Here is a 25,472-nt window from a genome sequence, read left to right on the forward strand (position 1 = left end):
GAGCAATAGAGGTTTAACAACGTTATGCCAACAATCGGCCTATACACTGCGACCGAAAACGAGCTGGGAGCCGTTCAGCGGGCAGCAGCGCAAACAGACGTCGACTTCGTCGTCCGGTCAGAGAGCGATTTCGACGACCAAGCTGATGTCGACGCGTTCGTCGACGAGATCGAAGACGCGACGGCGGCGGTCTTCTGGCTTCACGGTGCTGAAGAGAGTATGCCAGGGTACGACCACGCCGTCGGTCGTCTCGAAGACGCTGGCGTCCCGCTTGTCGTCAAATCGACTGGCGACGCGTACGCCGTCGACGACACGTCTGTCCCCGCCGAAGACCGCGAGCGAGTCTACGAGTACTTGGAGAAGGGTGGTACTAGCAACGTCGTAAACTGCGTTCGGTTCCTCGCCGACGAGTACGGGGCTGGTGACTGCGAGTACGACGACCCCGTGACGCTCCCGACGGAAGGCGTCTACCATCCGGACCACCCAAGTGCAACCTACGACGAACTCGTAGCCACACTCGACCCGGATGCACCGACAGTCGCCGTCTGGTTCTACGAATCTCACTGGACGCACGAGAACACGCGCTACGTCGACGAACAGGTGCGCGCCATCGAGGCTCAAGGCGCAAACGCACTCCCGATCTTCTGTAACCCGGCGACGGACACCAACGAACAGTGGGACGCAGAGCGGGTGACCGACGAGTGGCTCCTCGAGGACGGTGAGCCACTCGTCGACGCTGTGCTCTCGTCGTTCATGTTCTCGCTGTCGATGGACGAGCGGGGACGAGCAGCGGACGACGAGGGGAACAGCGCGGAGGACATTTTCCTCGATCGGCTCGGTGTTCCCATCGTTCAGACCGTGACGACGATGCGGTCACGGTCACGATACGAGCAGAGCGACACCGGGGTGATGGGGTTCGAACTCGCGCTCTCGGTTGCACTCCCCGAGTTCGACGGCAACGTCGTTACGCATCCGATCAGCGGAAAGGAGCGGACTGACGACGAGGCCGGCATCGGAAGCGCACCGAAACAGCACTTCCCCATCGACGACCGTGTAGCCCACGCCGCGCGGCTCGCGGTCAACTGGGCGACGCTGCGGCATACCCCGAACGAGGAGAAGAACGTCGCGGTCGTCCTGCACAACTATCCACCGAGCGACGACGGCATCGGCACCGCCTTCGGACTCGACAGCCCCGAAAGCACCGTCAACCTTCTCGAAGAGCTGGTCGCTCGCGGCTACCAGCTCGACGGTGGAATCCCAGAGAGCGGTCAGGCCTTAGTGGACCAATTGACTGCACAACTGACCCTCGACGACCGCTGGGTCGCACCCGAGGACGTACGTGACCTGAGTGTCGACGTCGTCGCCCCCGACCAGTACTGCGAGTGGTTCGAGGGGACGGACGAACGCTTCCGAGCGAACGTCGTCGAAGAGTGGGGTGAGGTTCCTGATCGTCCCTTCGCCATCCCCGGCGTCGAGTTCGGAAACGTCCTCGTCACGGTCCAGCCGCCGCGCGGATTCGGGATGGACCCCTCGAAGATCTACCACGACTCGAATCTCCAGCCGCCACACGACTATCTGGCGTTCTACGGCTGGCTCCGGTACACGTTCGAGGCCGACGCCGTCGTCCACCTCGGTACACACGGCAGTCTGGAGTGGCTGCCGGGGAAGACCGTCGGGCTGAACGGGGAGAGTGCCCCGGACCAGTTGGTCGACGATCTTCCGAACGTCTATCCGTACATCGTCAACAACCCCGGGGAAGGAACGCAGGCGAAGCGGCGTTCGTACGCGGCTATCGTCGACTACCTCACGCCAGTGATGGGCAATGCCGGGACCTACGACGAGTTGGCCGAACTCGAGGAGCTCGCCGACCAGTATCGCGAAGCCGGCATGGAGGATGCCCGCGCTGACGACGGCGAGCATCTCGAACGCCTCATCCGCGAGACAGTCGACGACCTCGACCTCGCGGTCGAACTCGGTGTCTCGGGCGAGATCAGCGACCGAGTCGACGTCCGTGGTCCTGGGGAGGCTGGCTCGACTCTCGCGCAGGGGGCAGTCGACGGCGACGAGGTCGCTATCGAGGAGCTCGTCGAACGTATACACGAGTACCTCACGGACGTGAAGACGACACAGATACGTCTCGGTCTGCATACGATGGGGGAACCGCCCGTCGACGACCGACTCGTCGAGTACCTCGTCGCGCTCACTCGACTGGAGAACGCAGGTGCACCGAGCCTCCGAGAGAGCGTCGCGGGTGTTCTCGGTATCGACTACCAGCAGATGCTCGACGAACCGGGAACGTACGACGAGACGCTCGGAACGACGCTCTCGGAAGCCGCAGACGAGGTGTACGAGACGAGTCTGGAGCTCGTCGAGACGCTCGCTGAACACGATTTCGAGCTCCCGGCTTCGGAGGTGGAGGCAGGTCCCGACGACGAGACGAACATGAACCTCCTCGTCGTCGACCTCGACCCACTCGGTGATGCCCGAGCCAAATCCGGCGCACATGACGAGCTTCGAGAGGTACTCACGTTTATCTGCGAGGAGGCGACACCGCGCGTTCGAGGCGCCGAAACCGAAATTCCACGTACGGCCGATGCACTGAGCGGCCAGTACATCCCGCCAGGTGGCAGCGGCGCACCAACCCGCGGTGGCGTCGACCTGCTTCCGACAGGCCGGAACTTCTACACGCTCGACCCACGCAAAGTGCCTGCCAAGAGTGCATGGCAGGTAGGGAAAGAAGTTGCCGACGGTGTGGTCGAACGCCATCACGACGAACACGGCGCGTACCCCGAAGAGTTCGGCGTCGTTGCGTGGGGAACGCCGACGGTGCGAACGCGTGGCGAGACTATTGCACAGATACTCGCGCTGATGGGCGTCGAGCCGGAGTGGACCGATGCGGGACGCATCGACGACGTGACACCGATTCCGCTGGCAGAACTCGATCGTCCTCGAATCGACGTGACGACGCGCGTCTCGGGGCTGTTCCGCGATGCGTTCCCGCAGGCAGCGAGTGTCATCCACGATGCCGTCGATGCCGTCGTCGCCCTCGACGAACCGCACGAACTGAACTACGTCAAGAAGCACGTTGAGCAGGACACCGAAGAACTGCAGGCAACCGGGATGGAAGAGTCCAATGCACAGACTGCAGCGACTCGCCGCGTGTTCACGACACGACCGGGTGGCTACGGTGCGGGTACGAACAAGGCCGTCGACGAAGGAAACTGGGCCGACCGATCTGACCTGGCGGACGTGTACGTCCAGTGGGGTGGCTACGCACTCGGGAAGCGAGGTCGCGTCTCCGAGGCACACGACGCGTTCGAACGACGGCTTAGCAACGTCGACGCGACTGTGAAGATCGAAGACACCGCCGAGCAAGACGAGTTCGACAGCTCCGATTGGTACGCCTTCCACGGTGGGTTCATCACTGCCGTCTCAGAGATCGCAGGCGAGGAACCAGCCTCCTACGTCGGCGACAGTTCCGACCCGGACAACGTCGACGTCTACACTAACGAGGAGAAGGTCCGCAAGGCGATGCGCGCCCGGGTGCTCAACCCCGAGTGGCTCGACAGCATGGAAGAGCACGGCTACAAGGGCGCGGGCGACCTCTCGAAGACAGTCGACGTCACTCTCGGTTGGGACGCCACTACGGGCGTCGTGAGCGACACCCTCTGGACGGAGGTCGCCGAAAAGTACGCGTTCGATACCGACCGACAGAATTGGATGCGTGAGGCGAATCCGTGGGCGTTGGAGAGTATCACCGACACCTTGCTAGAAGCGATCGATAGAGGTCTCTGGGATGCTGACGATGCGACCGCAGACCGCCTCCGCGACATCAACCTCCAAGTCGACGGGGACCTGGAAGCGAAGGCCAGTGAGCCGGACGTTTCGGAGGTGATGAGCGATGACGACTGAACAGGACGCGACTGCAAAGAACAATGCCGACTTCGCTGAGTACGCAGACCTCGGTGCGACGACGTCGGAGGCGATGGAGATCGCCGAAACGAGTATGGATCGCGTTCGAGAACTCGTCCCCGACGAGACGTTGGCCGACCGGATTCGACAGAAAGCGGTCCATGCGACCGGCGACCCCGAGTTCCAGCATCTGGTTCGGTTCACCGGTTCGAACGACGCGAAACCGGTCCGCGCCGGGACCCGCGCAGTACTCGACGAACAGCCCATCGTCACAGACATCACGATGGTCAAGGCTGGTATCACTGGGCGCGGTCACGGCTGTCCGGTCCGGAAGGCCATCGGAAACGGTGCCGAACTCGCCGAGCGTACTGGGATGACCCGGACGGCGGCGTCCGTGCTTGAACTCGACCGCAACGGTGTCTACGAAGGTGCTATCGCCGTCATCGGTAACGCACCGACAGCAGCGCTGGCGCTGGCTGACTGTATCGAAGACGGGACACGTCCGGCCGTCATCGTCGCGACTCCAGTCGGGTTCGTGAAGGCTGCAGAGAGTCGGAAGCGAATACGGACGGTCGCACGGGAGTACGGCGTTCCAGCCATCACGAACGTTGGCCGTCGTGGTGGGAGCGGGTTGGCCGCTGGCCTGACGAACGAACTCGTCCACGCCGCGAGCGACGTCCGAAACGGTGACCTCGATATCCCGTGAGCGACATGTACGATCTGGATTCGGGACCAGACCCGGCGACAGTTGCGACAGCCACCCCGGAACCGACCGATTCGTCGAATCGGTTGTACGCAGTCGGCATCGGTCCGGGGGATCTGGAGTATCTGACTCCCCGAGGTGAGCGAGCGATCCGGGAGGCAGACGTCGTCGTCGGGTTCGAGACCGTCGTCGAATACGTAGCCGAGCGAACCGACGCCGACCTGTTGACCTGTGGGTACCGTGACGAGGCGGAGGCCCTCTCGAGGTTTGCTGACCGCGTCGCCGATGGGGATACTGGAACAGCCGTCCTGATGGGAGACCCGAACCACTCGGGCTATCAGTTCGTCGGGAAGGTTCAAGCCGTCGTCGACGCTTCTGTCCGGGTGATTCCGGGAATCTCGTCGCTGCAGGTTGCGGCAAGTCGAGCACGTACGCCGATGGAGGAGACGACATTCGTAACACTCCACAAGAGCGGAGATATCGCGCCCGATCTTCGGCGTCTCCGCGCGGACGTCGGTGAGCGGCATCTACTCGTGCTGCCACGGCCGTACGACTGGATGCCAGAAGACGTGGCCGCCGACCTTATCGAGGCGGGTGCACCGGCATCGCTAGACGCGCTCGTCATGGAACGGTTGACACACGACGACGAAACGGAGACCAGGACTACGCTCGGCGAACTTGCAACCGATGCTGGTGGATCCAGTATCGATGAAACCGCCTTCTCAGATCTCTCCGTACTCGCTGTTCGAACGGGTGAACAGCCCACTAACAGCGAGTCTGAAACGTCGAGACCTCGGTGAAGTGTCGCCACAGTAGCCGAAACTTATTTTATGTCGTCTCTCTACGCATAGTACAAGCCAACTTGAGTTAGATAAAACCAACTTGGCAAACAGGATGCTACCCATGACGACCGAATCACTCCTACTCATCAGTCGTGACACGAGAAGTTCCCGCGAAGTGTTCGAGACACACGCCGACCGGCTCGAACGACGGACCGGCGTTGACACCGTTGAGTTAGCGACCTACGAGAGTGAGCCGGTGTCTGAGCTCCGTGACCAGTTCCGGGCAATGTCCGCCGAAACGGTGTATGCTCTCCCGATGTGCATGGCGCACTCGTACGACACAGTTGATGGCGTTCCCGCTGCTCTCTCGTACATCTCGGGTGAGGTACATTACTGCGAACCTCTCGGTCAGAGTCCAGCTATCACCGATGTGCTTCTAGAAAAAGCGTCTACCCACGTTCCGGCGACCGGAGAGACGTCACTCGTCCTCGTCGGCTTCGGCAGTAGCTCGAAACCGTATCACCGACAGGCTGCTAACTACCACGCGGCACGACTCCGTGAGCAATCAGACTACGGAGAAGTCCTGACGTGCTATCTCATCCAGAATCCGACCGTCGAATGCATCCGGTACAACGTCTCGAACCCCCGTGCGGTGGCGGTTCCCTTGTTCGTGTCACGCACCGAAGCGACCGAACGACGGGTGCCGGAAGAGCTCGAACTCGACCGTGGTGGCATCGAGTACGCAGACCCATTCGGCGACCATCCCCGGATAACAGACGCGATTCACGCGGAGGTCGAAAAGCAGCGAGCCCTCGCTTACGGCGATACGTCCGCCTCTCGCTCGTTCGAAGCACAGCTCACGCGAACGTGTCGCCCAGTCGCAACTGACGGCGAAGGAGTACTGTAACGACGCGTGTCGAGGTTCGTTCTGGTCGCTGGTAACACGGTGACTGCTCGTGTCGATGGGATTAGCGCTGCTGGCGCTGACTCCGACGCGATGGTTTATACTCCGTGCGCCGATCTCGATACTGACCTGACTGTCACTGATCCAGGCTTCGGCAAGCGGGTCATCCGACGATGGACGCCTACATCACCGGTGGGCCAAGGAGGATGTCGGGACGGGTGGAGCAGTAGTACTGGCTGACGCTGCTGACGTCTCGATGGCCGCTGTGCGCGAGAAAGAGGCTAGTTATACCGTCCAACCCAGGAAGCCGAGCCCGACTTCATCGATCCCAGTCATCACGAGCAGGTGGCTGGTCGACCATCTGACTGTCAACGTCTGGCTTCAGAGCGACGAGGGACTACGACGGAACTCTACCAGGGAGAAGGAGACATCTGCGTCGTCGAAGGCGTGATGGGGTTGTACGCGGCTTCTCGCCACGGCGTCACGGCTGGTTCTGGCGATCCGACGCGGCGACGAGGTGATCCGCCAGCGTCTCCGAGAGGTCCGGTTGCAGGCCGGCGACGTCATCCTCGTCCAGGCGCCCGACCAAGTGCTCGATCGCATGGCAAGGGACACGAACGTCGCCATCGCGGGCGAGGACAGGTGGGAGGATTTCGACCGATCGAAGATTCCCATCGCGCTGGGGATCCTCGCCGGCGCCCTCGGACTCGCGGCACTTGAGGTCCTCGGACTCCTGATGAGTGCACTGACCGGCGTCGCGGCGATGTTCTTCACCGGCATCCTCACACCTGAGGAGGCGTACGAAGCCGTGGGCTGGGAGGTGATCTTCATGGTGGCGGGTGTCATCCCGCTCGGCATCGCAGTCGAGGCCTCCGGGACGGCGGACCTCATTGCCGACTTCGTCGTTTCTGTCAGCGTCCTCCTTCCCGTGATCGCGGTCCTGGGGCTGTTCCGGTCCGTACTGTCCACCGATTCGTACGCTGCAGGCCCTCTTCCGAGTCCCTCACGCGACAATGAGAGAGATAGCTCGATCTGCACCCGTTGGTGGGTGACTCCTCGTCATCATGTGCGGGGAATTCGTGGTCGCGGAGTTCGTATTCGTGTACCCGTGAAAACGCACTCGTCAATCGAGGAAAGCTCGGTGCAGAGTAGGTACAGCCAGTACGGAAACTCGTTCACACGCACCTTGGCCGTTTTCTTTATGCGATGTCGAGGTGGCGTTCGAGACATGGGCCACGACCGACGGTCAGTTCTCAGCCTTGTCGCCTCCACAGGTGCACTCGCGCTTATCCCATCTCGCACGGCACGAGGACGGAGCAGACGGGCATCCGCGTCGGAGATTGAGCATCGAAGCGCGGACCGGAGTGAACTACCCCACCCTACCGCTCGCCTAACGGCTCGCGCTTGAGGGTGGGGCTTCCTGCTTCAACGACGCGCTTTGCAGATACCGAGGTATCCACAGGGAGCGCAGTCTCCACAGGCGTTGACTCGGAGCGTCCCGCTCCTAACCGCTTTGTGATACCGCGAGAAAGAATGTTCCACGCTGCATTCGCGTCCCTATCCACCTCAAATCCACACGCCGGATAGGAGTGTTCACGGACCCACAGCGGCTTGTCCGTCGAAACGCCACAGGACGCGCACTCTTTGGTCGTCCCTCTCGGGTTGACCGCTACGAAGTGCGTCCCTTCGCGTTCGCACTTGTGTTCGAGCATCCGCAAGAACGTCCCCCACGCCGCACCTGCTCGGTTCCGGGAGTTCCCCGGTAGTTCGACCAGACCGGCAGCGTCCAAGTCCTCGACCGCCACGAGGTCGTACTCCCGAGCGTAGTAGTTCGAGAGCTTGTGGAGGAAGTCCCGTCGCTTGTTCTTGAGGTCGGCGTGACGTTCGGCTACGACCTTCCGCTGTTCCTCCCAATTCGCGGAACCGTGTTCCTTCCGCGAGAGGTCGCGTTGGGCGCGTTCCAACCGCTCGCGTTCGTCGGACAGGTCGAGCGATTCGACGGCGGTTCCGTCGGTGTCGTGGACGTACTTGAGTATACCAACGTCGATACCGACGCACCGCTCAGGATTCTTGGACTTCGCGGGCGGGTCGTCGGGAGTCTCGACGCCGAGGATGGCGTACCACTTGCCGGTTGGTTCCTGCTTGACCGTGACGGTCTTGATTTCGGAACCGTCGGGCAGGTCGCGGTGGAAGGTAAGCGGGATTTCTCCGAGTTTCGAGAGCCACAGTTTTGTCCGACCGCTCGTGTTCTTGAGCTTGAAGCCGGATTGACTGTAGGTGAAACTACGGTATTCGCCCGGTGCTTTCCACTTGAGCGTGCCGACGCGGTAGCCGTTCTCTTTACGCCCACGTAGCGTCAAGAGGTTGTCGTACAACCGCTGAACGACTTTCTGTAGCACCTTCGAGTGAACGCTCTTCAGGTCGTTCCACCACTTCTTGAGACTCGGCAGGAGTTTCTGTTCGGAGTATGCCGAGGTGTCGTCGGTGCGGTTGAGTCGGTGAAGGAAGTGGTTGTAGACTTGTCTACAGGTATCGACAGTCCACGCTAGCTGTTCTTCGAGAGCGTCGGACGGTCGGAGTCGATACCTGTAGTTGTAGTTCATCTACGAGCGTTCTTCGATGAGTTCGTCGAGTTGCCCGCGAACGAACGACGAGAGGTTGAGGTGGTTCTCCTCGACCCACTCGGCTTGGTCTTCGCGGATGGTGATGTTCTTCCGTCTCACTACATACGCACTATGCGCACCTATGCGTATAGTTGTTGTGATTGCGTGGGCCTGTGGGCCGAGCGTCGGACGTGTTTGATACTCGTGCGGCGCTGTATCCCCTCCCTACTCACTCGCTTCGCTCGTTCGTTGAGGAAGGGGCCTTAGCGCCTCGATTCAGGTAAACAGACCGACCGTGCGTCCCCGCCATCCCCCGCACTCGACTTCCCGGACCAGGAATCAACGGGTGGGAGCGTCACCGTCGCCAGCGCCACACTCTCCGATGGGGGGTTCGTAGTCGTCGTCAGAGACGACGAGATAGTCGGTGTCTCGGCGTACCTCTCTGCCGGAACCCACGAGAACGTCGAGATTGACCTCGACAGGCCGCTGTTTGAGTCTGGAACGCTCACAGCGACCATCCAGACCGACACGAACAGGAACCGAACGTTCGACGCGACGACCGTGAAGCTCTCGTGTAGCCAGCGCGACGAAGCGAGCGCTGTCGTCTCCGATACTGCGACCGTATCGCTACCCACGTTCCAGAACGCGGAGCTTTCTTTCAGGGATCAGGTAATCAATGACACCATCGTCGTCGAATCCGCGACACTTCCGGACGGGGGATGGGTCTCCCTGTTTGCTCCGAACGTTGAGTCCCCGGACTCCAACGAGTACGTCTCGATTGCTACGTCGGACTACCTTGAACCGGGGCGCTACGACGACATCGCGTTCAAGACCGACTTCCCTACTGAACCCGGCGAATGTTCGGCCGACATCATCGCGCTCCTGATCCGTGACGTAGACGACAATCGCAAGTACGAGTTCGACTATCACTTCCCCGGCCCCGACTTCCCGTACTACCCGGGCGGGAGTGCGACGGCGCTCGTGACGAAGAAGGGCTGTTCTTCGGAGTAGCGTCCCAACGCGACGTCGTCCTGAACGGTCTCGATTCCGCCGGACGTGTCACAGAACTCCAGAACAATCATCCCATTGCCTTCTCTATTGTCAGTGTAAACACCAACATCGATAGCGGGATACCGAGACGTGGTCTTCGGTCAATCTGCCGGTCGAGGACGGTCAGACGGAGCGATGCCCGGAAGCGATGGAAGGTCAAGATCGACGCGACGGAGGGACTGGGCGTTGATGGCGACGAGAACTGTACTCAGTGACATCGGGAGTGCTCCGACGGTCGGTGAGAGGAGTATAGTCGTTGGGGGAAACACTGGAACACTGTTTTATCTCCGGGAGAACGATAACGAGATATGTCATCGATTGATCTGACGCCGAGCCAGCAAACGATACTCACCGCACTCGTTAATCTGCATCGCGAGTCCGAACAGGCGGTCAAAGGTGAAACGATTGCTGAGGAGATCGACCGCAACCCTGGAACCGTCCGGAATCAGATGCAGAGTTTGAAAGCACTGCAACTCGTCGAAGGCGTACCTGGTCCGAAGGGTGGTTACAAACCGACGGCACTGGCCTACGACGTGCTCGACATCCAAGAGATGGATGAACCCGCAGTCATTCCGCTCCTCCACAAGGGTGAGCGTGTGTCAGGCGTGAACATCGACAGAATCGATCTCTCGAGCGTCCATCACCCCGAAAAATGCCGCGTCGAAATCCACGTCCAAGGATCCATTAAAGAATTCCACGAGGGTGATACGGTGACGGTTGGTCCAACACCACTCTCGAAGTTGCTTATCGAAGGTATTGTCGATGGGAAGGACGACACGAGCAACATCCTCATTCTCCGCATTGCGGAGATGACCGCCCCTGCAGAAGAACCGGCTCACTGAGACGACCTCAGGTGGATTTTGAGGTTTTGGACAAATCACACCGTCCCTGCGGGTACGTCGTCTGGAAGGTGCGCAAGCGCACGCCGGAGCAGTGGCGGCGTCATGATAGACGTGACAATAGCGACGAACACGACGACGGCATAGATGGTGGGCGTGAGGATTCCGATTGCCAAGCCCAGGGCCGCCACGACAAGCTCCATCGCTCCGCGGGCGTTGAGCCCGATGGCGAGGCAGACAGTTTCTGCTCGAGAGAGGTCCGTAAATGTCGCTCCGAGTACCACGCCAAGTGCCTTTCCCAGCACGGCAACGGCGAGTGTGACGCCTGCGACCAAGAGCGTATCCAACGTGAGCAGGCCACTCAGATCAACCCGCAACCCCGCCGTCGCGAAGAAGATGGGTGCGAACAGTCCGAGTGTCACCATCTGAAATACGCGTTCGGTCTCCGTGCCGAGCCGATTTCTCACGAGAACGCCTGCGAGGAAAGCGCCGAGAACGGCTTCCAACCCGAGTGCGAGCGAGCCACCGGCCATCGCAAGCCCGACGACGATGACGATGGAAAACCCGGTCAACGCCGGCGATCGAACGTATGCAGTGACATCGAAGAGTGTATCGACGATTCGCGGGCCGAAAACGAGAGTGACCCCGACGAATACAGCGAGGACGAGGAGTGTTCGACCGAGCCCGAGCGGATCTATCTGCCCCACACGAGCGATGTCAGACACTATCGTGAGCGCAACCCATCCCGCTGCATCAATAACGACAGCGACGGTCAGGGTGAGTTGGCCCACTGTTCGGTCCATCGCGTCGAGGTCGATAAGCACACGTACGGCGACGGGGACCGCCGAGATGCTCAGTGCCGTCGCCAAGAATAGCGCGAACGGCAGTCGCTGCTCGGGAGTGACGAGGAATCTCGCGGGGAGAACCCATCCCAGGGTGAATCCCAAAAGGAACGGTACGACGGAGGCTCCGGTAGCGAGCGCGATCGTCGGTCGAACATAGCGGCGTACCGTCTGAACGTCAACTTCTGTTCCAGCCAATACGAGGAGGAGAATGAGCCCGAGCGACGCGAGGGCTGCTAGCCGATCGGGAACCGGGACGACGATCGACGTGACGGTCGGAGCTACGACCCCGAGAATCGAGGGGCCAAGCACCAACCCGGTGAGGAGTTCTCCAACGACCGGTGCAAACCCGAGGCGATCAGCGACGGTTCCAAGCGTATGTGCAACTGCCAAGACGAGCGTCATCCCGGCGAGAAACGGAAGGAGCAACTCCGACTCAATGGCCATGAGTGTGTTCACCCTCCGTTGGTCAATCGCTCATCAACGCCGTCGCCGAGAAACTCTCGAATGTCCCGTCCGTAAACCCCGTTATCCGTTCGTCTTCTTCGTGGATCGAGGCTTCCAGCGCGCTCATGTGACGAGCACCCACCTACCCGGCATAGGTGAGGTCGTCGTCAGTGGCGGTCGAAGAATATCTGGAATTGATTCGCTACGTTGGCTTTTCTCCCCGTATCCCCCAACTGCACCAGCCCCGAGCAGGGCACAGTTCATGACTTAGTTTCATAGCCCCAGCTTATCATTCTAATCGTTGCTCCCAACATCTACTCTTTTGACTTATAATAGACGAAAGCGAATACGTTCGAAAGCCAGAGGTCGACGAGAACGTGAAAGAAACGCGCCTGCAAGGACTGAAAGATCGGCTTGCGAGCTCCGAAGAGCCAGAAGCAGCGGACCTGCGAGATGAGATCGAAGAGTGAGAACAACGCATCGAGGACCCTCCGAGTTTCCAGACGGGAACAGAACTCCACTCACCCCGGTACAGATACGGCGACAGTCGCACATCAACTATCGACCCTAGATTAATATTGAATAATTAACATTTAGAAGATATGCCAACATGCCAGAATTGTAGAGCCAATGTTTCAAAGCAATACGTCCGTGTCTTTACCCCGGACAATCTGGATAATCCACGGGCGTGTCCCCACTGTCAAGACATGGTTCGAGCGGGAGCGAGCGTCCGGAAAACCCGTTCCACTCGATAAGAGTGATTCACTCCCGTCTGAAGACAGCAGCCATCGTTGAAACGGGCGCTGAAGGTCTCAGACCATGACGAACTCGTGGTCATTGTTCTTCGCGTGGATTATAGACGGCAAGGTCGTCAACCCACTCGAAATGTCCATCCGTCGCGACGAGCGTTGCATCAGCGCTCCGTGCTGTCGCGGCGTTCAGAACATCGGGGAGTTGAATCCGGTTACCCCGACTCAGAAGGTCGGCGTGGATCCGTGCGGCGTCCTGTGCTGAGTCATTCGTGAGTGGCAGCGGTTCAGCGAACGAAAGGTCATCAGTAACGGTGGGAATGTCTTCGTGTGGGGAGTCCGAGAGCAGCGCGCCCGCGTATAGTTCGAACAGTGCCACCGTCGGTACACGGACGTCTGCCTCCACCTCGAGACTTTTAAAGAATCGTCGGGCGAACGGTTCCCCATTCCAGTAATCGATGATAAACGACGTTTCAAGGGCGTATCGGTTAGCTGTCAAAGAACTCCTCCTGGCGCTCTCGGAAGTCTTCGTCTAACTCCTCACCAACTGTTCGCACAGCCTCGCCGACGTCTGTGTCTGCATACTTCCCGAAGCTCTTGAGGTAATCCGGCCGCTGTTCAGCTTTGTACGCGTCCGAGAGCCACCAGACCTGTCCACGTGCGCCGACATCCATTCGGTTGAGGATGTTTCGCTCTTCGAGATCTTTCAGTCGATTGAGGAGCGCACGCTTCCCGATCGCGACCTCTTCGGCTGCCATTGACGTCGTCAACACAGGTGTGTCGGCGTTCTGGAACACCTCAATGATTTCTTCGTCGGAAACACGGGGGTTTCGCCCCGGTCGCGATTCGCTCATATGTGTACTTCGTATAATGCGCACAAAAGGATTCTGACTATGGGGGTCCAAGTATCTCTACGGAGGGTATGTGGCTCTCATCAGCGGTATTGGACAAATTCGTACTATGGGAATAAATGAGGTAGCTGGACCTTCTCAGACGGTATCGCCGTGCACCACCGTGCACAACAGACGCTCTCGCGGCGTTAGTCGTAGATATTCCATCGGTGGTCGATGTTCTGGCCGATCAGCGCCGCTGGATTTTCGTCGCGCTGCCAGTCGAGGATAACAGATACGGGCTCGGACTCTCGTGCGTCCGACTACAGCGAACAGGAATCAGCAGAAGACTCCAGATATTCACACTGGTTCCTCTCCGCTAGTTGCCAGAAACGCTGTGCTGAATAGAGAGCGCGTCTTCATCAAGCTTTGTCGGATCAACCGGTACTTCGAAGGAATGTCGAAGGAGAACATCTCAGACGGTCGGCTCGATGTTCTGGTTGAGGTGGAACACGTTGTGGGGATCGTATTCAGTCTTGATCTCGGCGAGACGCCGGTAGGTGTACTCACCGTACGATTCGCGGACCCGTTGGGTGCCGTCATCGGCGTCGAGGAAATTCACGTAGACCCCCTCTCGATGGGGTTCGAGCGCGTCGAAGAACCGACGGGTCCACGTCGTTTCCGACTCGGCGTACCTCTCCTCCTCGTCGAGGCGCCATACGCCGTTGATGTTGATGTTGTGAGGCGAGTTCCGACCGGTGTAGGCGGTGGCGTCATCATCGACGCGGCTCACCGCTCCGCCGAGATGGAATAGCACCGAGTACGAGCGAGGTGACTCTGCCGAGAAGGCGTGGTCGACGAACACGTCGATCAGGTCATCGGATAGCTCCGGCAGATCGGTCGACTTCCAGTAGTAGTGCCATCCGTGGAGGACAGTGCTGTCGAGCCCGCCTTGATGTGCCAGATAGGGCTTGGGGGATACCAGATCGAGAAGCGGTGTGCCGTGCCCACGCAACGGTCGGAGGACGCGTTCACCCTCGTCGACCGGGCCGGCGTAGCAGGCGTTGATTGCCACGGCGGATCGCCAGTGGAGCTCCTCGGGGACGGCAGAGAGGGGAGGAATAGTCCCGAACCTGATGACGGTGCCAAGCTCGTCGGGAGCATCCCGCGCAAAGTCGCGATAGAAGCGTAGCACGTCGGCGGTGTCATTTGCCGCCCAGAACATAGGGCCGGCGAGTACAGTGGAACCGACAGAGTGGAGGGCAAACTCGAAGGAAGTCACGATTCCGAAGTTTCCGCCGCCACCTCGTAGTGCCCAGAACAGGTCCGAGTGTTCGTCGTCCGAGGCTCGGATGAACTCGCCATCGGCGGTCACCACATCGGCGGAGAGCAAGTTGTCGGCGGTGAGGCCGTGCTTGCGCATCAGCCAACCGATCCCACCGCCGAGTGTGAGTCCGGCGACGCCGGTGTGGCTGACGATGCCGCCCGTGGTTGCCAAGCTGTGGGCCTGGGTCTCGTGGTCGACATCGCTCCACAGGGAACCGCCCTGTACCCGGGCGGTCCGCGCGCGAGGGTCGACCCATACGGCTCGCATCTCTGAGAGGTCGATGACGATCCCGTCGTCGCAGACAGCGGTGCCAGCAACATTGTGGCCGCCGCCGCGTACCGCGATTTCGAGGTCGTGCTCCCGTGCGAATTTCACAGCCGCAATCACGTCCGCGGTGCCTGCACACTTGGTGATGACCGCAGGATGGCGATCGATCGTCCCGTTCCAGACCGCACGGGCCTCGTGGTAGCCCTTGTCGTGGGGCTGGACCAGGGTGCCTCGAAGCGTTTCTCGGAAGTCGTTAACTGGCACCATGTCTTACTTTCTCCTACCACCCGAATCGAGTTAGCCGTTACCGTAGCACAAGGTCTGCTGAATCCATTCTCTCTATTCAGCACGCTGACTTCAGCAGATTGGAGTTCTGAGACGCTGAAACGTACGATGACTTCCGCTACGCGTCTTCGATTCGACTAATCGCTCGTTGTTCTGCCTCGGGATGCTCCTCAAACAACTCATCGAGGAACATACGGACGTTCTCGAGCGATGCCCCGGTGGTCGTTCTCGGAAAGCCGTCCACGTTTCGTTGTGGGTAGGGGCTGTCACCTCCGTTTCCGTTAGGAGAGCGAACTCTCTGAGTAGGCGGTGATGCAGATTGTGCGGTGCGGAGACGACGCCAGAGGCGCATCCAAGTGACATCCTCCCCGCGGTAAACGAGGGGGCTTCCCACGCCCACCAACGGGCGGTTCGTTGTTCTCTGAGGGTTTGCACACCGACGAGTGTGGGAGTGCCACGCCCCCGTTACTCCTCTCCTGCGGTGGGTTCGAGTGGTTCTGCCCCGCTGATTCAGAGTCATCTTGTTGTTGTGTGTCGGTATCCTCGCCTATCACGCAGAGGATACCTACGTGAATCGGGGTGGAAGGCCGATACTGTCCGATTGTCACGGTATGGGGGCGGGTGTACCGCCTCGGTAATGTACAAGACGTTCTCAATCGGCAGAAAAACGAGGTTGGTCGGATTCACGCCCGCCCTGAAGGGCGGGAGTCTCTCCTTGATTCAAGATAGTCTCATTGGAGAGACAATGATGGCTGAACGGCAGAGTCATGCTATGCGCTCACTTACTCATTCTCCTCGTCCGGGGCGGGTTCGCGCTGTACGACGAGCACAGGGCCGAGGAACCGGTCGGAAACTTGGTCGGCCGGCATACCGAAGACGAACGTCGCTAACGACGGATCAGTTTCACCCATGACGACGACGTCGAACGCTTCAGCTGCGTCGGTGATCGCATCGAACGGATCCTGCGCCCGCTCGACCCGTCTCTCGACCGTCGACGCGTCGATACCGAGGTCTGCCAGTCGGTCGACCATCCCATCGAGGAGGGTCCCGATGTCCTCGTCCGTTTCCTCGTTCTCGGCGACGTGATACAGCGTGATCGAGACGTCCATCGCACCGAACACACCGGCGACGACGTGGGCGAGACGGTCGACTCCTACGGTTCCACGGACGGCGACGAGCACGTCTTCGACCATACCGGTGGCGTTCGGAACAAGGACCGCCACGCAGTCGTGCTCGTGGATCGTTCGGTTGATCGTCTTCTGACCGTCGTGTGTGAAGACGAGCCGCCGCTCGACGGTCGCTCCCGCCTTCTCGAAGATCACCTCGTATTCGTCGAGACGGTTGGTGGCGCGCTCCTCGAACTGCATCCGCGCCTGTCCCGCCGCCGTCTGCTCCGGGATGACGTGATACCCCAGGAGGACGACGTGGGCGTGCGCGAGGAGGTCGGGAACACCTTCCGGGATCGACTCTCCTTCGAGCACGCGAATCGGGACGAGTATCGGTGGTCGGTCCGTCATGGTCAAATGTCTCCTTTGAGTGTGACGTTCTCAGCGTAATAACGATACCAGAGGTACGAGACGAGCATCACGACGATGCCGATGCCGATCGACGCGGGCTGCATGAACGCGATCAGTCCGAAGCTCGCGAGCGCACCCACGGCCGGGACAACCGGATAGCCCGGCACCCGGTAGCTGGGGGAGTACCACTCGGGATTTCGCCGTCGCAACACAATCAACGCAACGCACATCAGTCCGTACATGATTAGGTGGAGGAACGATGCAACCTCGGCGAGGAGTTCGACCTGCCCGGTCGCAACGAGGACCAAGATCGGCCCGCCAGCAGCGAGCAGGGCGACGTGTGGCGTACCGTATCGGAGATTGACCTCGCTCGCCTTTCTGGGAAGCAATGCATCGCGGCTCAGCGCGTACACCGCCCGCGAGGCGCTGAGAATCGACGCGTTCGCACTCGAGAACGTCGCCAGCAGCCCGGCACCCAAGATCGCGACCGCCCCTGGCAAGCCGAGGAAGTCGCGGGCGACTTCGACCATCGCCGTCTCCCCGAACTGCCCCAGCCGGTCCGCACCGAACGCGCTGGTCGCGACGAAGATCGTCACAACGTAAAAGACCGTGACGACGAGAACCGACCCGACCATCGCCAGCGGAAGATTCCTGCCCGGCTGTTTGATCTCGCCGGCAACAGTCGCGACCTGGGCGAACCCCAGATACGACGTGAACACGAGCGCCGCGGTTGTCAGCACCGGGAAATATCCCCGGGAGAAGAACTGCTCTGGAACGGTTCCACCACCGAAAACACCCACGGCGTCGAGGACACCGTACGACAGAAAACCTGTGAGTACCACGAGGAGGATTCCCACCACCACATTCTGGATCTTCGCGGTGTTCTCCGTGCCGGCGATACTCAACGCGGTCAGCGCTGCACCGAACAACAATCCGATTCCGATGACGGGACTGATCGGGAGTCCGATACCGAGTTCGGCGAACACGGCGCTCGCATAGTGACCAAGTCCGACCAGATAGAACGCGGAGGCGAACATCAGACCTAGCCACAGGCCGAGGCCCACGATCGCACCGTAGGCCGTCCCCATCCCCCGCGAAATGAAGTAGTAGCCGCCACCGCTCCGGGGCATCGCCGTGGCGAGTTCGGAGGTCGGTAGCGCTACGAGCAACGCGACGACCCCGCCGATCGCGAACGAGAGGGTGGCCGCGAGGCCCGCGTTGTTCGCCGCCAACCCCGGGAAGACGAAGATCCCCGCCCCGATCATGGTCCCGATTCCGATCGCCAACCCGCCGACCAGCCCGATAGTCCGCTCGAGTTCGACGTCGTCGTCGTGGACGGTCGTGTCGTCGGTGACGGCTTCCGGCTCCGCTGCAGGCGCCTCACCGGCGACGTTCTGACCGCCCGGCTCGACGTCGACAGGCTGTTCGGCCATGTACAGTACTTGTTTCAACAGCCAGATAAGCTCGGCGGTGGTGGGTTGGATCAGACGACTGCTGTCTAGAACCGACTGATGTTCTCGTCGGTCCCAGCGACGACGAGTTCGTCGCCGTGCTCGATCACGAACGAGGCTCCGGGGTTGGTAACGGTGGTATCGTTCCGTCGGCGGCGATCACGGTACACTCCGTCCGATTGCGGATGTCTGCCTCACCGACCGATTTGCCAACAGCGCCTGGAGCTGTCGTTCAAACGAGCTTGAGCTGCGTATCTGGAGAGAGGATCTCTTCGTCGAGAACGATCGACGCGAGCATTCGTCCACTGACGGCCGCGATCGAGAGCACGTAGTCAGCGCCGGCACGGTACACCTTCGACACGTTCTCGCGCTCGTTTGCACGAGCGATGATCTCGATCCGAGGATTCAATTCGCGAATGGCGAACGTCGCGGAGATCGTCGCCGTATCGTCCGGCAACGCGAGAACCATCGTGCCGGCGTCCGTGATGCCAGCCACACGGAGAACCTGCCGTTCGGTCGCGTTGCCGACCCCGTCAGTGGTCGAGTTCTCCACGAGGTCGACGGTCGTGTACTCGAATCCGGCATTGGAGAGTGCGGTTGAGACTTCCCGCCCAACGACGCCCATGCCGGCGATAATGACATCCCCCCGCCGGTGGCGTCCCTCGGAGAGCGTCATCGCCTTCAGTCGGTCGAGTTCCGACTCTCCGCCGGTCACAACGAGGATGCTTCGGGTATCGAATCGGACATCGGGCGGCTGGGGACTCTGGAACGTCCCGCGGGACCACACCCCGATGACGGCTACTCCGTCCGCTCGAGGATATCACTCTCCCCGAGAGTCTGGCCGATCAGTTCGCTCTCGCTTTGAAGTGGGAACTCGGCAATCTCGAAGTCCTCGTCGATCTCCACGGCCTCAATCGCCTCACGGTCGAACGTCCCGACCGCTTTGGCCGCCAGGTGATCTCCCGGTAATTGCTTGGGCGAGAGTACATGATCCGCCCCTGCGTACCGGTGATAGTTCGCTATCTTCGGGTTCTCGGCCAAGCTGACCGTCAGTACGTCGGATTGACCTTCCGGGCGGAGAGAAGGACACTTGGATTCGTTTCGTCGTCAACGTCCGCTTTGCGGACGTATGCATTCTCTTCTTCAAGACGCTCTCCCCGGATCTCATACGACGGTGGCTCACTTTCCTGTTTCCAGCCGAACTTATCGAAGACATCGCGCATAGCGAGAGGTGGTGACGACCAAGACGACGAGGATGAACGCCTTCGTCACCGCCCCCCAGTCGTTCTCGACCGCACGCGTGATGTTGTCGATACCTCGAGCGATTCGCTTGATTCGGCTGGCCATACAGACTAGGTGAGCCAGCCGTCTCTGTGTTGCACCCTCACCACAGCCACGGCGGCCAACCGAAACTCAGCAGTTAAATCGTGGCTTCTTTCTCCGACTCACCCGCTTCGAAGGAGACGACCGTCCGTTTGTTCGCCGTCGCCAGTGTGACCTCAACGGAGTGGGTCGAGTCGACGGTCACGCGAACCGCCTGTGAGGGGTCGATTCCGGCGTCTTCGACCCACACCGTCACCTCGGAGACACCGTCCAGCGTCAGGTCAAGCGCGTTCTCCGCAGGTGGGTTCGCAATTGGGTCCTTCCACACGGTGCCACGCTTGACGTGCGGTGTCGGTTCGGTCCCCTCGCGTTCGTAGTCCGCTTCGATCGGTGGAGCCTCACCGAACGCACGCGACCGAGCATCGATGCGGCCCGACTGCGCGTCGGCGGCGACCGTCGCGTCCGACACCCAGTACGCCCCATCGTGGACGAGTCCGAACTGTTCGGCATCGTACTCGGGGACCAACGGGTAGACGACACGCGTTGGGTGCATCGGAACGGTGGCGTCCCCGAGGAAGTCACGGGCTGGCCCCCACTCGTCGCGGAAGGCGAAGGTGAAGTGGTCGTACTCGGGGAATACGCCGAGTTCGTGGCGATAGCCGAGCTCCCGTAGTCGTTCCTCTGTCGCCGTGAACACTGGCGCGGGAACGAGCTTGTCAGCTCCTCCATTCCACATGCGAAGCGGGAGGTTGCGGAATCCATCGAGGTACTGGGGCGTGCTTCCCTCATACGATTCGGCTTCGAAGGCACCACCGGAGACGGCGAACGCCCGCGCGAACAGATCAGGATACTGCCCGCCGAGCCGGAACGTCCCGAACGCACCCATCGAGTACCCACCGAGGGTCACGTGGTCGGAATCGATTGTGTACCGCGAGCGGACGTCACCCCACGCCTCGAAGACGTCAAGCTCCGCTTCGTTCAGGTACCACCCTGCTGGCCCCCTCCCGTGGGGGGTGAGGATGAGGGAATCACGCTGTTCACCGAGTTGTCGGAGGAGGTTCGGACTCAGGGTGGCGTATTCGCTGTACGTCGACCCGAGTGAGTGCAGGTGGAGATGTATCGGGGTCGGCGTCTCAGAGTCGTAGCTCTTGGGGACGTACAGACCGTACTGCTGGACCCGGCCACGAAGGATGTCGTTCTCTGCGTCGACACCCGACCCGATATCGTAATGCGACGAGTAGAGACGCGTCTGAAAGCCCGTCTCGGGAAGTCGGCGCTCTTCGACGTTCGTCTTGACCTTGGCGAAGTCGATGTCGGCGTAGAACTCGCTGATATCTCGGGCCGCGAGTGCCGTTGCCTGTGCGTGGTCGCGCCAGTGGCCGTACCCGATGCCGCGAGAGCCAGTTTCTGTGGCCTCTTCGAGTTGCTCCTCACCTGTTTCGCGGTCGATGTTCGGTGCGCCGACCGGTTCGTCGAATCGGAACCCGACGTTGAACACCGGCGGAGGTGACGACTCATGGGCCCCACCGGGGTGTGTCTCATCGGGGAGTTCCTGGACGGGAACGAACGATTTCTTGGCGGGGTCGAACAGGCCGACCACGAGGTAGTGGCGCCACGTCTCTTCGTCCGGGGTGAGAGGGACCATCACGTCGATCTGGTTCCGAGCGAGGTCGGCCTGTGAGTCGACTGGTTCACCGTCGAGTTCCGCGCCGTCACCCCACGTCACGACGACGTGGTCGAGCGACAGGTCACCGAGCGTCCCGAGACCGTACCCCCACTCGTCCGTCCCCGTGGTGCCACCGGTGTCGATACCGATGGCCGCGGCAGCGATGCCCGACTGGGTCATCGTGTTGAGGGTCACGCGGTATCGGAGACTGTCACCCTCCGTCGTCGCCCGAAATTCGAGGAGGTCGGCAGCGTTGTGGCGGTACGTCTCGGCGTCCGTCGGGTAGACCACATCACCCGACATCACTCCGTTGTCGCCGTACGCCGAGGCATCGTTCGGTGCGGGTTGTGGCGGTTCAGCCGTTTCCGTCGTGTTCGCGCCGTAGTCGTCGTAGACGTAGTCCTGATACTGATACTCACCCTTGGAGTACCCCTCGGTCCCTGCGACGAGCAGCGGCTCGGCACGCCACGGTGGGCTGTTCTCAAACTGCGGTGCCGTTGCGGGCGGTTCGTAGAGAACGTTTGGCCCCGGTTTCGGGCCGGTTCGGGAACTCGCCGCTGCAGGTTCGGTCAGTGGCCCAGACACACCAATACCGAGCAGCCCCCCTGCGACAGCTGTCTGGAGGAGCCGTCGACGTGAAAGAGTACCTCGGATGTTCGACTGACCAGATTTATCATGGTCATGGTATTCAGTCATGCGAGAGTATCACGGTATGTGGTATGTAATTTCTGTGGCCGACGTTTTGAGTGACCGTTGTGTGTTGTGACGGTGGCCGACCCCTGTGTCACGATGTGTATCGTTCTACTCGTGGATCGCTCGCACTCTCGATTCTGGAGCATCTCAATGTGTCTCTGCTCCTTGCAGAACACCCTCAGTCTCTCGGGCTCGTCACCGCCGACGTAGACAATCCCGTCGGCGACGACTGGGTCGTAGGTACGACTGTCGGTGGTCGTCCGCCAGCGAGACATCCTGCTCTCCGGTTCACGACACGGTGACTCCTCGGGCGTCGCCGTCTGCGTGCTTTTAGCGGTCGGTTCTGCCGTCTGTGTTGGAGTCGGGTTCGCTGTCTTCGGCGTATCGCCGACCGACGTCGTCGGTTCGTCGCTCGTCGTCTCTGTACAACCAGCGATGACGACCGCACCTGCGACGCCGAACTTCTGGAGGATTTTCCGGCGGGGAATTGTTCGAACCACTGTCCGAGAGAACTGAAGCGCAAAAAAGAAACTTGCGACTCTGTAGCTTGGGTACACAGCACAACCCCAGCCGATTCTGTGGGGAAAGAACATGGTGCCCGTTCAGCCGGACGATTTGCGACTTAGTAGTGGACGTCCGCCGGGATGATCCACACCTGTTCGTCGGACTCAAGGACACGATCAAGCTGGTCGCGATGGCGAATTGCCCCGCCATACTCATCGTACAGGAAGAGCGACGGTCCCCGGTACGCCCCGAGGTTGTAGCAAGCGTGTCGAGCAAGTTCTTTGTCGCGCATGAGTTCCTCAGTGCTGAACTCGTCGACGGCGGTTCGCACTCGTTTGAGATTCCGTTCGAACTCTTCGGTCGTTGCGTTCCATCCTCGTTCGAGGAGCTCCGCTCCTTCGTCGGAGTCAACTGATGCCACGACAGGTAATTCACCCCATCGGGCCGTTCCGGCGACAGACGTTGTCTCGTCGTCGAACGTCACATAGTAGTCGAAGACGGCAGCGCTGTCTGGTCCGACGCCGACGAGACGGTCGAACGCTGCGTTACCGCTGGCGAGGGCATCGTCTCGATTCGGTGCTTCAACGAGCGCGTAGATGAGTTGGTGCATTGTGGTTCTCGGGACGCGATGTGTGTGACGCCCCGCACCCTTCGGGGGCAGAAAAACGCTCTCCGGTGAGCTCCAGTTCGGTTGTGTTTCGTCGCTCTCGTGTAACCCTCAATCTGTGATAGGTTTCTGAGGGCGTGCTGAACTCAGCGCGCAGGTCGGTCACAGAGTTCGGTTGACTTCGAGATTCAATGCAGAGTTCGGAGGACTACCGCTAGTAGGTTAGGTGGATAAGGTTGCCGAGTCATCGGCGTCTTTCCATTCTCCGAGTCCTGCCGGATCGAGATGAACGTGAACGTCTGAGACCGGATCAATCTCACGGACACGCTCGCGGAGTTCCGATTCGAGGTCGTGTGCATCAACCAACGTTAGGTCCTGCTCTACTTCGGCGTGAAACTCTACCTCAATTGTATGCCCGGAATAGTATGCCACGAAATCGTGGACACCATGAACTGCTGGGTGGTCACGGATACGTTTTTTAATTTTGGCTTGGTCTGACGCGGGTGGGGCGCTGTCGGCGAGGTATTGAACGTTCTCTCTCGAGATATCCACTCCTTGATGGATGACGAGCAGGCTTACGACGCCGCCCGCAATCGGGTCCAAGATGGGATAGCCGACTGCCATGCCGAGTACACCGATGAGGGCCGCACCGGTCGTGTAGAGGTCGTTGAGGCTGTCGGCAGCAAGAGCCCGGAGACTTGGCAGTTGAAGTTTCTCGTTTATCTTATCCGTGTACCAGTAACACACATACATATCACCAAGTGCGAACAGGAGTCCGATAATTAGCCAAATGCTGTACTCAGCAGTAACTCCGGTGAGAATTGAGTGACTCGCGTCGTACAGTAGTTTGAGGCCGAGTAAGACGAGAACCCCGCCAACAAAAAGCGCGGACAGCGGTTCGAACCGATTGTGGCCGTGTGGATGTGAGTCATCGGCGTCTTCGTAGACGGACCGTCCCCAAACCAGGACAACACCGCTTGCAAGAAGATCAGCAACGGAATGTGCTGCGTCGGCAGTGAGTGCGAGACTCCCGGTGAGGATTCCAAGTGTTCCCTCAACACTGATTTTGAGAGCGTTCAAGAGAACGTTCACCCAAGAGACTTTGAGAAAGGCCTGACGAGGGTCCGACATGATAAAGCGATACTGCTACTCCCCAATAAGCGGTCTCATTAGCCCTGTATAACGGACCTTTTGATTCAGTCTAAATATTTCGAGGGCGACGGACAATATCGGGTAACCGACGAGTTTCACAAGCGTGTTCTTCGCATCTGCCGAGGTCTCGACTTCCCCCTGATGAATTCGCCTGACAGCCCCGCTCTCACTTTGCGTATTAACAGATAGATCAAACTCACTTTTGTTGCTGCATACATCCTCTGTATGTTGCACGCCACTTCTGACAGTGCTCGGTGAGATTTCTGCGGCCGTGCTGAACTCAGCGCGCGAATTGCTCAATCTTTGGCTTTATTGTTAGCCTCAGGAATTGATTACTTCTTCCAAGAGCGAACAAAGAACTGTTATAGTGATTAGGATCGGAGTTTGTGGAATATCTGGTCTAAAAAGAATGGATATGTCTGTTAATTAGATGTAAAGTAGATTTCCGAGAAGGATCCTGGCACTTCGCACGTTTCGTCATTTGTCATATCCACGATCTTAACGTTGGAGTAGGAGACAGACGCGAGAACCTCCTGTTGACCTGGTGGACAATCCCAAGTACTCTCGGGAGGCATGAGCGTCAGACTACCGTTAATCTGACCATTCTTGCCTGACGAGAAGGTTCCTGTTGCTGAGACAGAGCCTTCGAACGATTCTTTGTTTGTCGCTTGTGGATATTTTCCACCGCGGTTGATACACGCATACACAGCAGTTGCGTTCGCGGATGCCTCATAGTCGATGTTCTGGTTGTCACCGAGCCCGGCTTCCTTCCAAACGACTTCGAGATTGCCAGCGTTATCTGGCCCCCGAGCAGAGCAACGGATAAAGTGAGGATTCGCTGCTGCAACTGGTTGACTCGTTGCGAGTAGCCCACCTGCAATAGTGACTGCTCCAGTTGAGTACACGAAGCTCTCAAGTCGTATCTCGTTGAACACGGCATCACCGAGATCACGATCGAACATGCAAACGAACGACCGCACCGAAATCCCGTGAGCGGGAAAATATCGTCACGTTTGGTC

Annotated in this window: 24 protein-coding genes and 4 pseudogenes; 10 read left to right on the forward strand and 18 right to left on the reverse strand. The window is 59.9% G+C overall.

Annotated elements, in window-relative coordinates; all coding sequences use genetic code 11:
• The first annotated feature begins 24 nt into the window (after positions 1–24).
• From BSG17_RS20680 to BSG17_RS20705, 7 genes and pseudogenes are all read left to right on the forward strand, one after another.
• Positions 25–3,912 carry a cobaltochelatase subunit CobN gene (locus BSG17_RS20680; RefSeq protein WP_089827298.1) on the forward strand — a complete coding sequence of 1,296 codons (3,888 nt, stop codon included), beginning with the start codon at positions 25–27 and terminating at the stop codon, positions 3,910–3,912.
• Positions 3,902–4,618: a precorrin-8X methylmutase gene (locus BSG17_RS20685; protein WP_089827299.1), complete on the forward strand. Its 717-nt coding sequence runs from the start codon at positions 3,902–3,904 to the stop codon at positions 4,616–4,618. Before BSG17_RS20680 ends, BSG17_RS20685 begins: the two co-directional genes overlap by 11 nt.
• 5 nt (positions 4,619–4,623) lie before the next feature.
• Positions 4,624–5,415 (forward strand): cobalt-precorrin-7 (C(5))-methyltransferase, encoded by a 792-nt coding sequence (locus tag BSG17_RS20690; protein WP_089827341.1) that lies wholly within the window; start codon positions 4,624–4,626, stop codon positions 5,413–5,415.
• Between the two features lie 103 nt (positions 5,416–5,518).
• Positions 5,519–5,824: pseudogene (locus BSG17_RS28005) on the forward strand (CbiX/SirB N-terminal domain-containing protein); the annotation flags it as partial.
• A gap of 3 nt (positions 5,825–5,827) precedes the next feature.
• On the forward strand, positions 5,828–6,304 hold the full coding sequence (locus BSG17_RS28010) for a sirohydrochlorin chelatase (RefSeq protein ID WP_244531651.1): 477 nt from the start codon (positions 5,828–5,830) through the stop codon (positions 6,302–6,304).
• A gap of 253 nt (positions 6,305–6,557) precedes the next feature.
• Positions 6,558–6,763 (forward strand): annotated as a pseudogene (locus BSG17_RS28020) (cobyrinic acid a,c-diamide synthase); the annotation flags it as partial.
• A 139-nt stretch (positions 6,764–6,902) separates the two neighbouring features.
• A complete protein-coding gene (locus BSG17_RS20705) occupies positions 6,903–7,709 on the forward strand; it encodes an SLC13 family permease (protein ID WP_244531653.1) in 807 nt (268 codons plus the stop codon).
• Here BSG17_RS20705 and BSG17_RS20710 read toward each other — a convergent pair.
• A complete protein-coding gene (locus BSG17_RS20710; protein WP_089827302.1) occupies positions 7,681–8,904 on the reverse strand; it encodes an RNA-guided endonuclease InsQ/TnpB family protein in 1,224 nt (407 codons plus the stop codon). The genes BSG17_RS20705 and BSG17_RS20710 overlap by 29 nt on opposite strands.
• 327 nt (positions 8,905–9,231) lie before the next feature.
• Between BSG17_RS20710 and BSG17_RS20715 the strand changes: the two are divergent.
• Positions 9,232–9,915, forward strand: a pseudogene (locus tag BSG17_RS20715) (DUF7282 domain-containing protein); the annotation flags it as partial.
• Positions 9,916–10,055: 140 nt separating this feature from the next.
• Here BSG17_RS20715 and BSG17_RS28745 read toward each other — a convergent pair.
• A pseudogene (locus BSG17_RS28745) lies at positions 10,056–10,223 on the reverse strand (HAD-IC family P-type ATPase); the annotation flags it as partial.
• Between the two features lie 39 nt (positions 10,224–10,262).
• On the opposite strand from BSG17_RS28745, the gene BSG17_RS20720 reads away from it, so the two are divergent.
• Positions 10,263–10,796 carry an Rrf2 family transcriptional regulator gene (locus tag BSG17_RS20720; RefSeq protein WP_089827304.1) on the forward strand — a complete coding sequence of 178 codons (534 nt, stop codon included), beginning with the start codon at positions 10,263–10,265 and terminating at the stop codon, positions 10,794–10,796.
• Positions 10,797–10,831: 35 nt separating this feature from the next.
• Here the strand turns inward: BSG17_RS20720 and BSG17_RS20725 are convergent, their stop codons facing one another.
• Entirely contained in the window at positions 10,832–12,082 is a 1,251-nt protein-coding gene (locus tag BSG17_RS20725) for a cation:proton antiporter (protein WP_089827342.1), read from the reverse strand.
• A 602-nt stretch (positions 12,083–12,684) separates the two neighbouring features.
• Here BSG17_RS20725 and BSG17_RS28975 point away from each other — a divergent pair.
• The gene (locus BSG17_RS28975; RefSeq protein WP_449271721.1) at positions 12,685–12,837 is read left to right on the forward strand and encodes a DUF7563 family protein; all 153 of its coding nucleotides are present in this window, start codon (positions 12,685–12,687) and stop codon (positions 12,835–12,837) included.
• 79 nt (positions 12,838–12,916) lie between these two features.
• Here the strand turns inward: BSG17_RS28975 and BSG17_RS20730 are convergent, their stop codons facing one another.
• The 15 genes from BSG17_RS20730 to BSG17_RS20780 form a co-directional block, all read right to left on the reverse strand.
• The gene (locus BSG17_RS20730; RefSeq protein WP_089827305.1) at positions 12,917–13,330 is read right to left on the reverse strand and encodes a PIN domain-containing protein; all 414 of its coding nucleotides are present in this window, start codon (positions 13,328–13,330) and stop codon (positions 12,917–12,919) included.
• Entirely contained in the window at positions 13,320–13,685 is a 366-nt protein-coding gene (locus BSG17_RS20735) for a hypothetical protein (protein WP_089827306.1), read from the reverse strand. The genes BSG17_RS20730 and BSG17_RS20735 overlap by 11 nt, the downstream gene beginning before the upstream one ends.
• Before the next feature lie 451 nt (positions 13,686–14,136).
• Positions 14,137–15,522, reverse strand: coding sequence for an FAD-binding oxidoreductase (locus tag BSG17_RS20740; RefSeq protein WP_089827307.1), 1,386 nt, complete (start codon positions 15,520–15,522; stop codon positions 14,137–14,139).
• A gap of 800 nt (positions 15,523–16,322) precedes the next feature.
• Complete coding sequence (locus BSG17_RS20745) at positions 16,323–17,057, reverse strand: universal stress protein (RefSeq protein WP_089827308.1); 735 nt, start codon at positions 17,055–17,057, stop codon at positions 16,323–16,325.
• Between the two features lie 2 nt (positions 17,058–17,059).
• On the reverse strand, positions 17,060–18,490 hold the full coding sequence (locus BSG17_RS20750; RefSeq protein ID WP_089827309.1) for an APC family permease: 1,431 nt from the start codon (positions 18,488–18,490) through the stop codon (positions 17,060–17,062).
• A gap of 65 nt (positions 18,491–18,555) precedes the next feature.
• On the reverse strand, positions 18,556–18,678 hold the full coding sequence (locus BSG17_RS28025) for a TrkA C-terminal domain-containing protein (protein WP_244531647.1): 123 nt from the start codon (positions 18,676–18,678) through the stop codon (positions 18,556–18,558).
• 62 nt (positions 18,679–18,740) lie between these two features.
• Positions 18,741–19,184 carry an NAD-binding protein gene (locus tag BSG17_RS27615; protein WP_211609258.1) on the reverse strand — a complete coding sequence of 148 codons (444 nt, stop codon included), beginning with the start codon at positions 19,182–19,184 and terminating at the stop codon, positions 18,741–18,743.
• Between the two features lie 122 nt (positions 19,185–19,306).
• On the reverse strand, positions 19,307–19,549 hold the full coding sequence (locus BSG17_RS27620; RefSeq protein WP_211609259.1) for a potassium channel family protein: 243 nt from the start codon (positions 19,547–19,549) through the stop codon (positions 19,307–19,309).
• A gap of 8 nt (positions 19,550–19,557) precedes the next feature.
• On the reverse strand, positions 19,558–19,731 hold the full coding sequence (locus BSG17_RS27625; RefSeq protein ID WP_211609262.1) for a hypothetical protein: 174 nt from the start codon (positions 19,729–19,731) through the stop codon (positions 19,558–19,560).
• Positions 19,712–19,855: a hypothetical protein gene (locus BSG17_RS27245; RefSeq protein ID WP_170864894.1), complete on the reverse strand. Its 144-nt coding sequence runs from the start codon at positions 19,853–19,855 to the stop codon at positions 19,712–19,714. Before BSG17_RS27245 ends, BSG17_RS27625 begins: the two co-directional genes overlap by 20 nt.
• A gap of 73 nt (positions 19,856–19,928) precedes the next feature.
• A complete protein-coding gene (locus BSG17_RS20760) occupies positions 19,929–22,082 on the reverse strand; it encodes a hypothetical protein (RefSeq protein WP_089827310.1) in 2,154 nt (717 codons plus the stop codon).
• Positions 22,083–22,189: 107 nt separating this feature from the next.
• Complete coding sequence (locus BSG17_RS26395; protein ID WP_244531648.1) at positions 22,190–22,747, reverse strand: PQQ-binding-like beta-propeller repeat protein; 558 nt, start codon at positions 22,745–22,747, stop codon at positions 22,190–22,192.
• 65 nt (positions 22,748–22,812) lie between these two features.
• Positions 22,813–23,304 carry a DUF7995 family protein gene (locus BSG17_RS20770; RefSeq protein ID WP_089827311.1) on the reverse strand — a complete coding sequence of 164 codons (492 nt, stop codon included), beginning with the start codon at positions 23,302–23,304 and terminating at the stop codon, positions 22,813–22,815.
• A gap of 219 nt (positions 23,305–23,523) precedes the next feature.
• A complete protein-coding gene (locus BSG17_RS20775) occupies positions 23,524–24,432 on the reverse strand; it encodes a cation diffusion facilitator family transporter (RefSeq protein ID WP_089827312.1) in 909 nt (302 codons plus the stop codon).
• Positions 24,433–24,875: 443 nt separating this feature from the next.
• A complete protein-coding gene (locus tag BSG17_RS20780; RefSeq protein WP_211609263.1) occupies positions 24,876–25,415 on the reverse strand; it encodes a hypothetical protein in 540 nt (179 codons plus the stop codon).
• Positions 25,416–25,472 lie beyond the last annotated feature (57 nt).

This window comes from Halogranum amylolyticum (assembly GCF_900110465.1).
Taxonomy (GTDB): Archaea; Halobacteriota; Halobacteria; order Halobacteriales; family Haloferacaceae; genus Halogranum; species Halogranum amylolyticum.

Coding starts and splice junctions, on each gene's coding strand:
- BSG17_RS20680 (WP_089827298.1), top strand. CDS start 25: ATGCCAACAATCGGCCTATACACTGCGACCGAAAACGAGCTGGGAGCC.
- BSG17_RS20685 (WP_089827299.1), top strand. CDS start 3,902: ATGACGACTGAACAGGACGCGACTGCAAAGAACAATGCCGACTTCGCT.
- BSG17_RS20690 (WP_089827341.1), top strand. CDS start 4,624: ATGTACGATCTGGATTCGGGACCAGACCCGGCGACAGTTGCGACAGCC.
- BSG17_RS20705 (WP_244531653.1), top strand. CDS start 6,903: ATGGCAAGGGACACGAACGTCGCCATCGCGGGCGAGGACAGGTGGGAG.
- BSG17_RS20710 (WP_089827302.1), bottom strand. CDS start 8,904: ATGAACTACAACTACAGGTATCGACTCCGACCGTCCGACGCTCTCGAA.
- BSG17_RS20720 (WP_089827304.1), top strand. CDS start 10,263: ATGTCATCGATTGATCTGACGCCGAGCCAGCAAACGATACTCACCGCA.
- BSG17_RS20725 (WP_089827342.1), bottom strand. CDS start 12,082: ATGGCCATTGAGTCGGAGTTGCTCCTTCCGTTTCTCGCCGGGATGACG.
- BSG17_RS28975 (WP_449271721.1), top strand. CDS start 12,685: ATGCCAACATGCCAGAATTGTAGAGCCAATGTTTCAAAGCAATACGTC.
- BSG17_RS20735 (WP_089827306.1), bottom strand. CDS start 13,685: ATGAGCGAATCGCGACCGGGGCGAAACCCCCGTGTTTCCGACGAAGAA.
- BSG17_RS20740 (WP_089827307.1), bottom strand. CDS start 15,522: ATGGTGCCAGTTAACGACTTCCGAGAAACGCTTCGAGGCACCCTGGTC.
- BSG17_RS20745 (WP_089827308.1), bottom strand. CDS start 17,057: ATGACGGACCGACCACCGATACTCGTCCCGATTCGCGTGCTCGAAGGA.
- BSG17_RS20750 (WP_089827309.1), bottom strand. CDS start 18,490: ATGGCCGAACAGCCTGTCGACGTCGAGCCGGGCGGTCAGAACGTCGCC.
- BSG17_RS27615 (WP_211609258.1), bottom strand. CDS start 19,184: ATGACGCTCTCCGAGGGACGCCACCGGCGGGGGGATGTCATTATCGCC.
- BSG17_RS27625 (WP_211609262.1), bottom strand. CDS start 19,731: ATGCGCGATGTCTTCGATAAGTTCGGCTGGAAACAGGAAAGTGAGCCA.
- BSG17_RS27245 (WP_170864894.1), bottom strand. CDS start 19,855: ATGGCCAGCCGAATCAAGCGAATCGCTCGAGGTATCGACAACATCACG.
- BSG17_RS20770 (WP_089827311.1), bottom strand. CDS start 23,304: ATGCACCAACTCATCTACGCGCTCGTTGAAGCACCGAATCGAGACGAT.
- BSG17_RS20775 (WP_089827312.1), bottom strand. CDS start 24,432: ATGTCGGACCCTCGTCAGGCCTTTCTCAAAGTCTCTTGGGTGAACGTT.
- BSG17_RS20780 (WP_211609263.1), bottom strand. CDS start 25,415: ATGTTCGATCGTGATCTCGGTGATGCCGTGTTCAACGAGATACGACTT.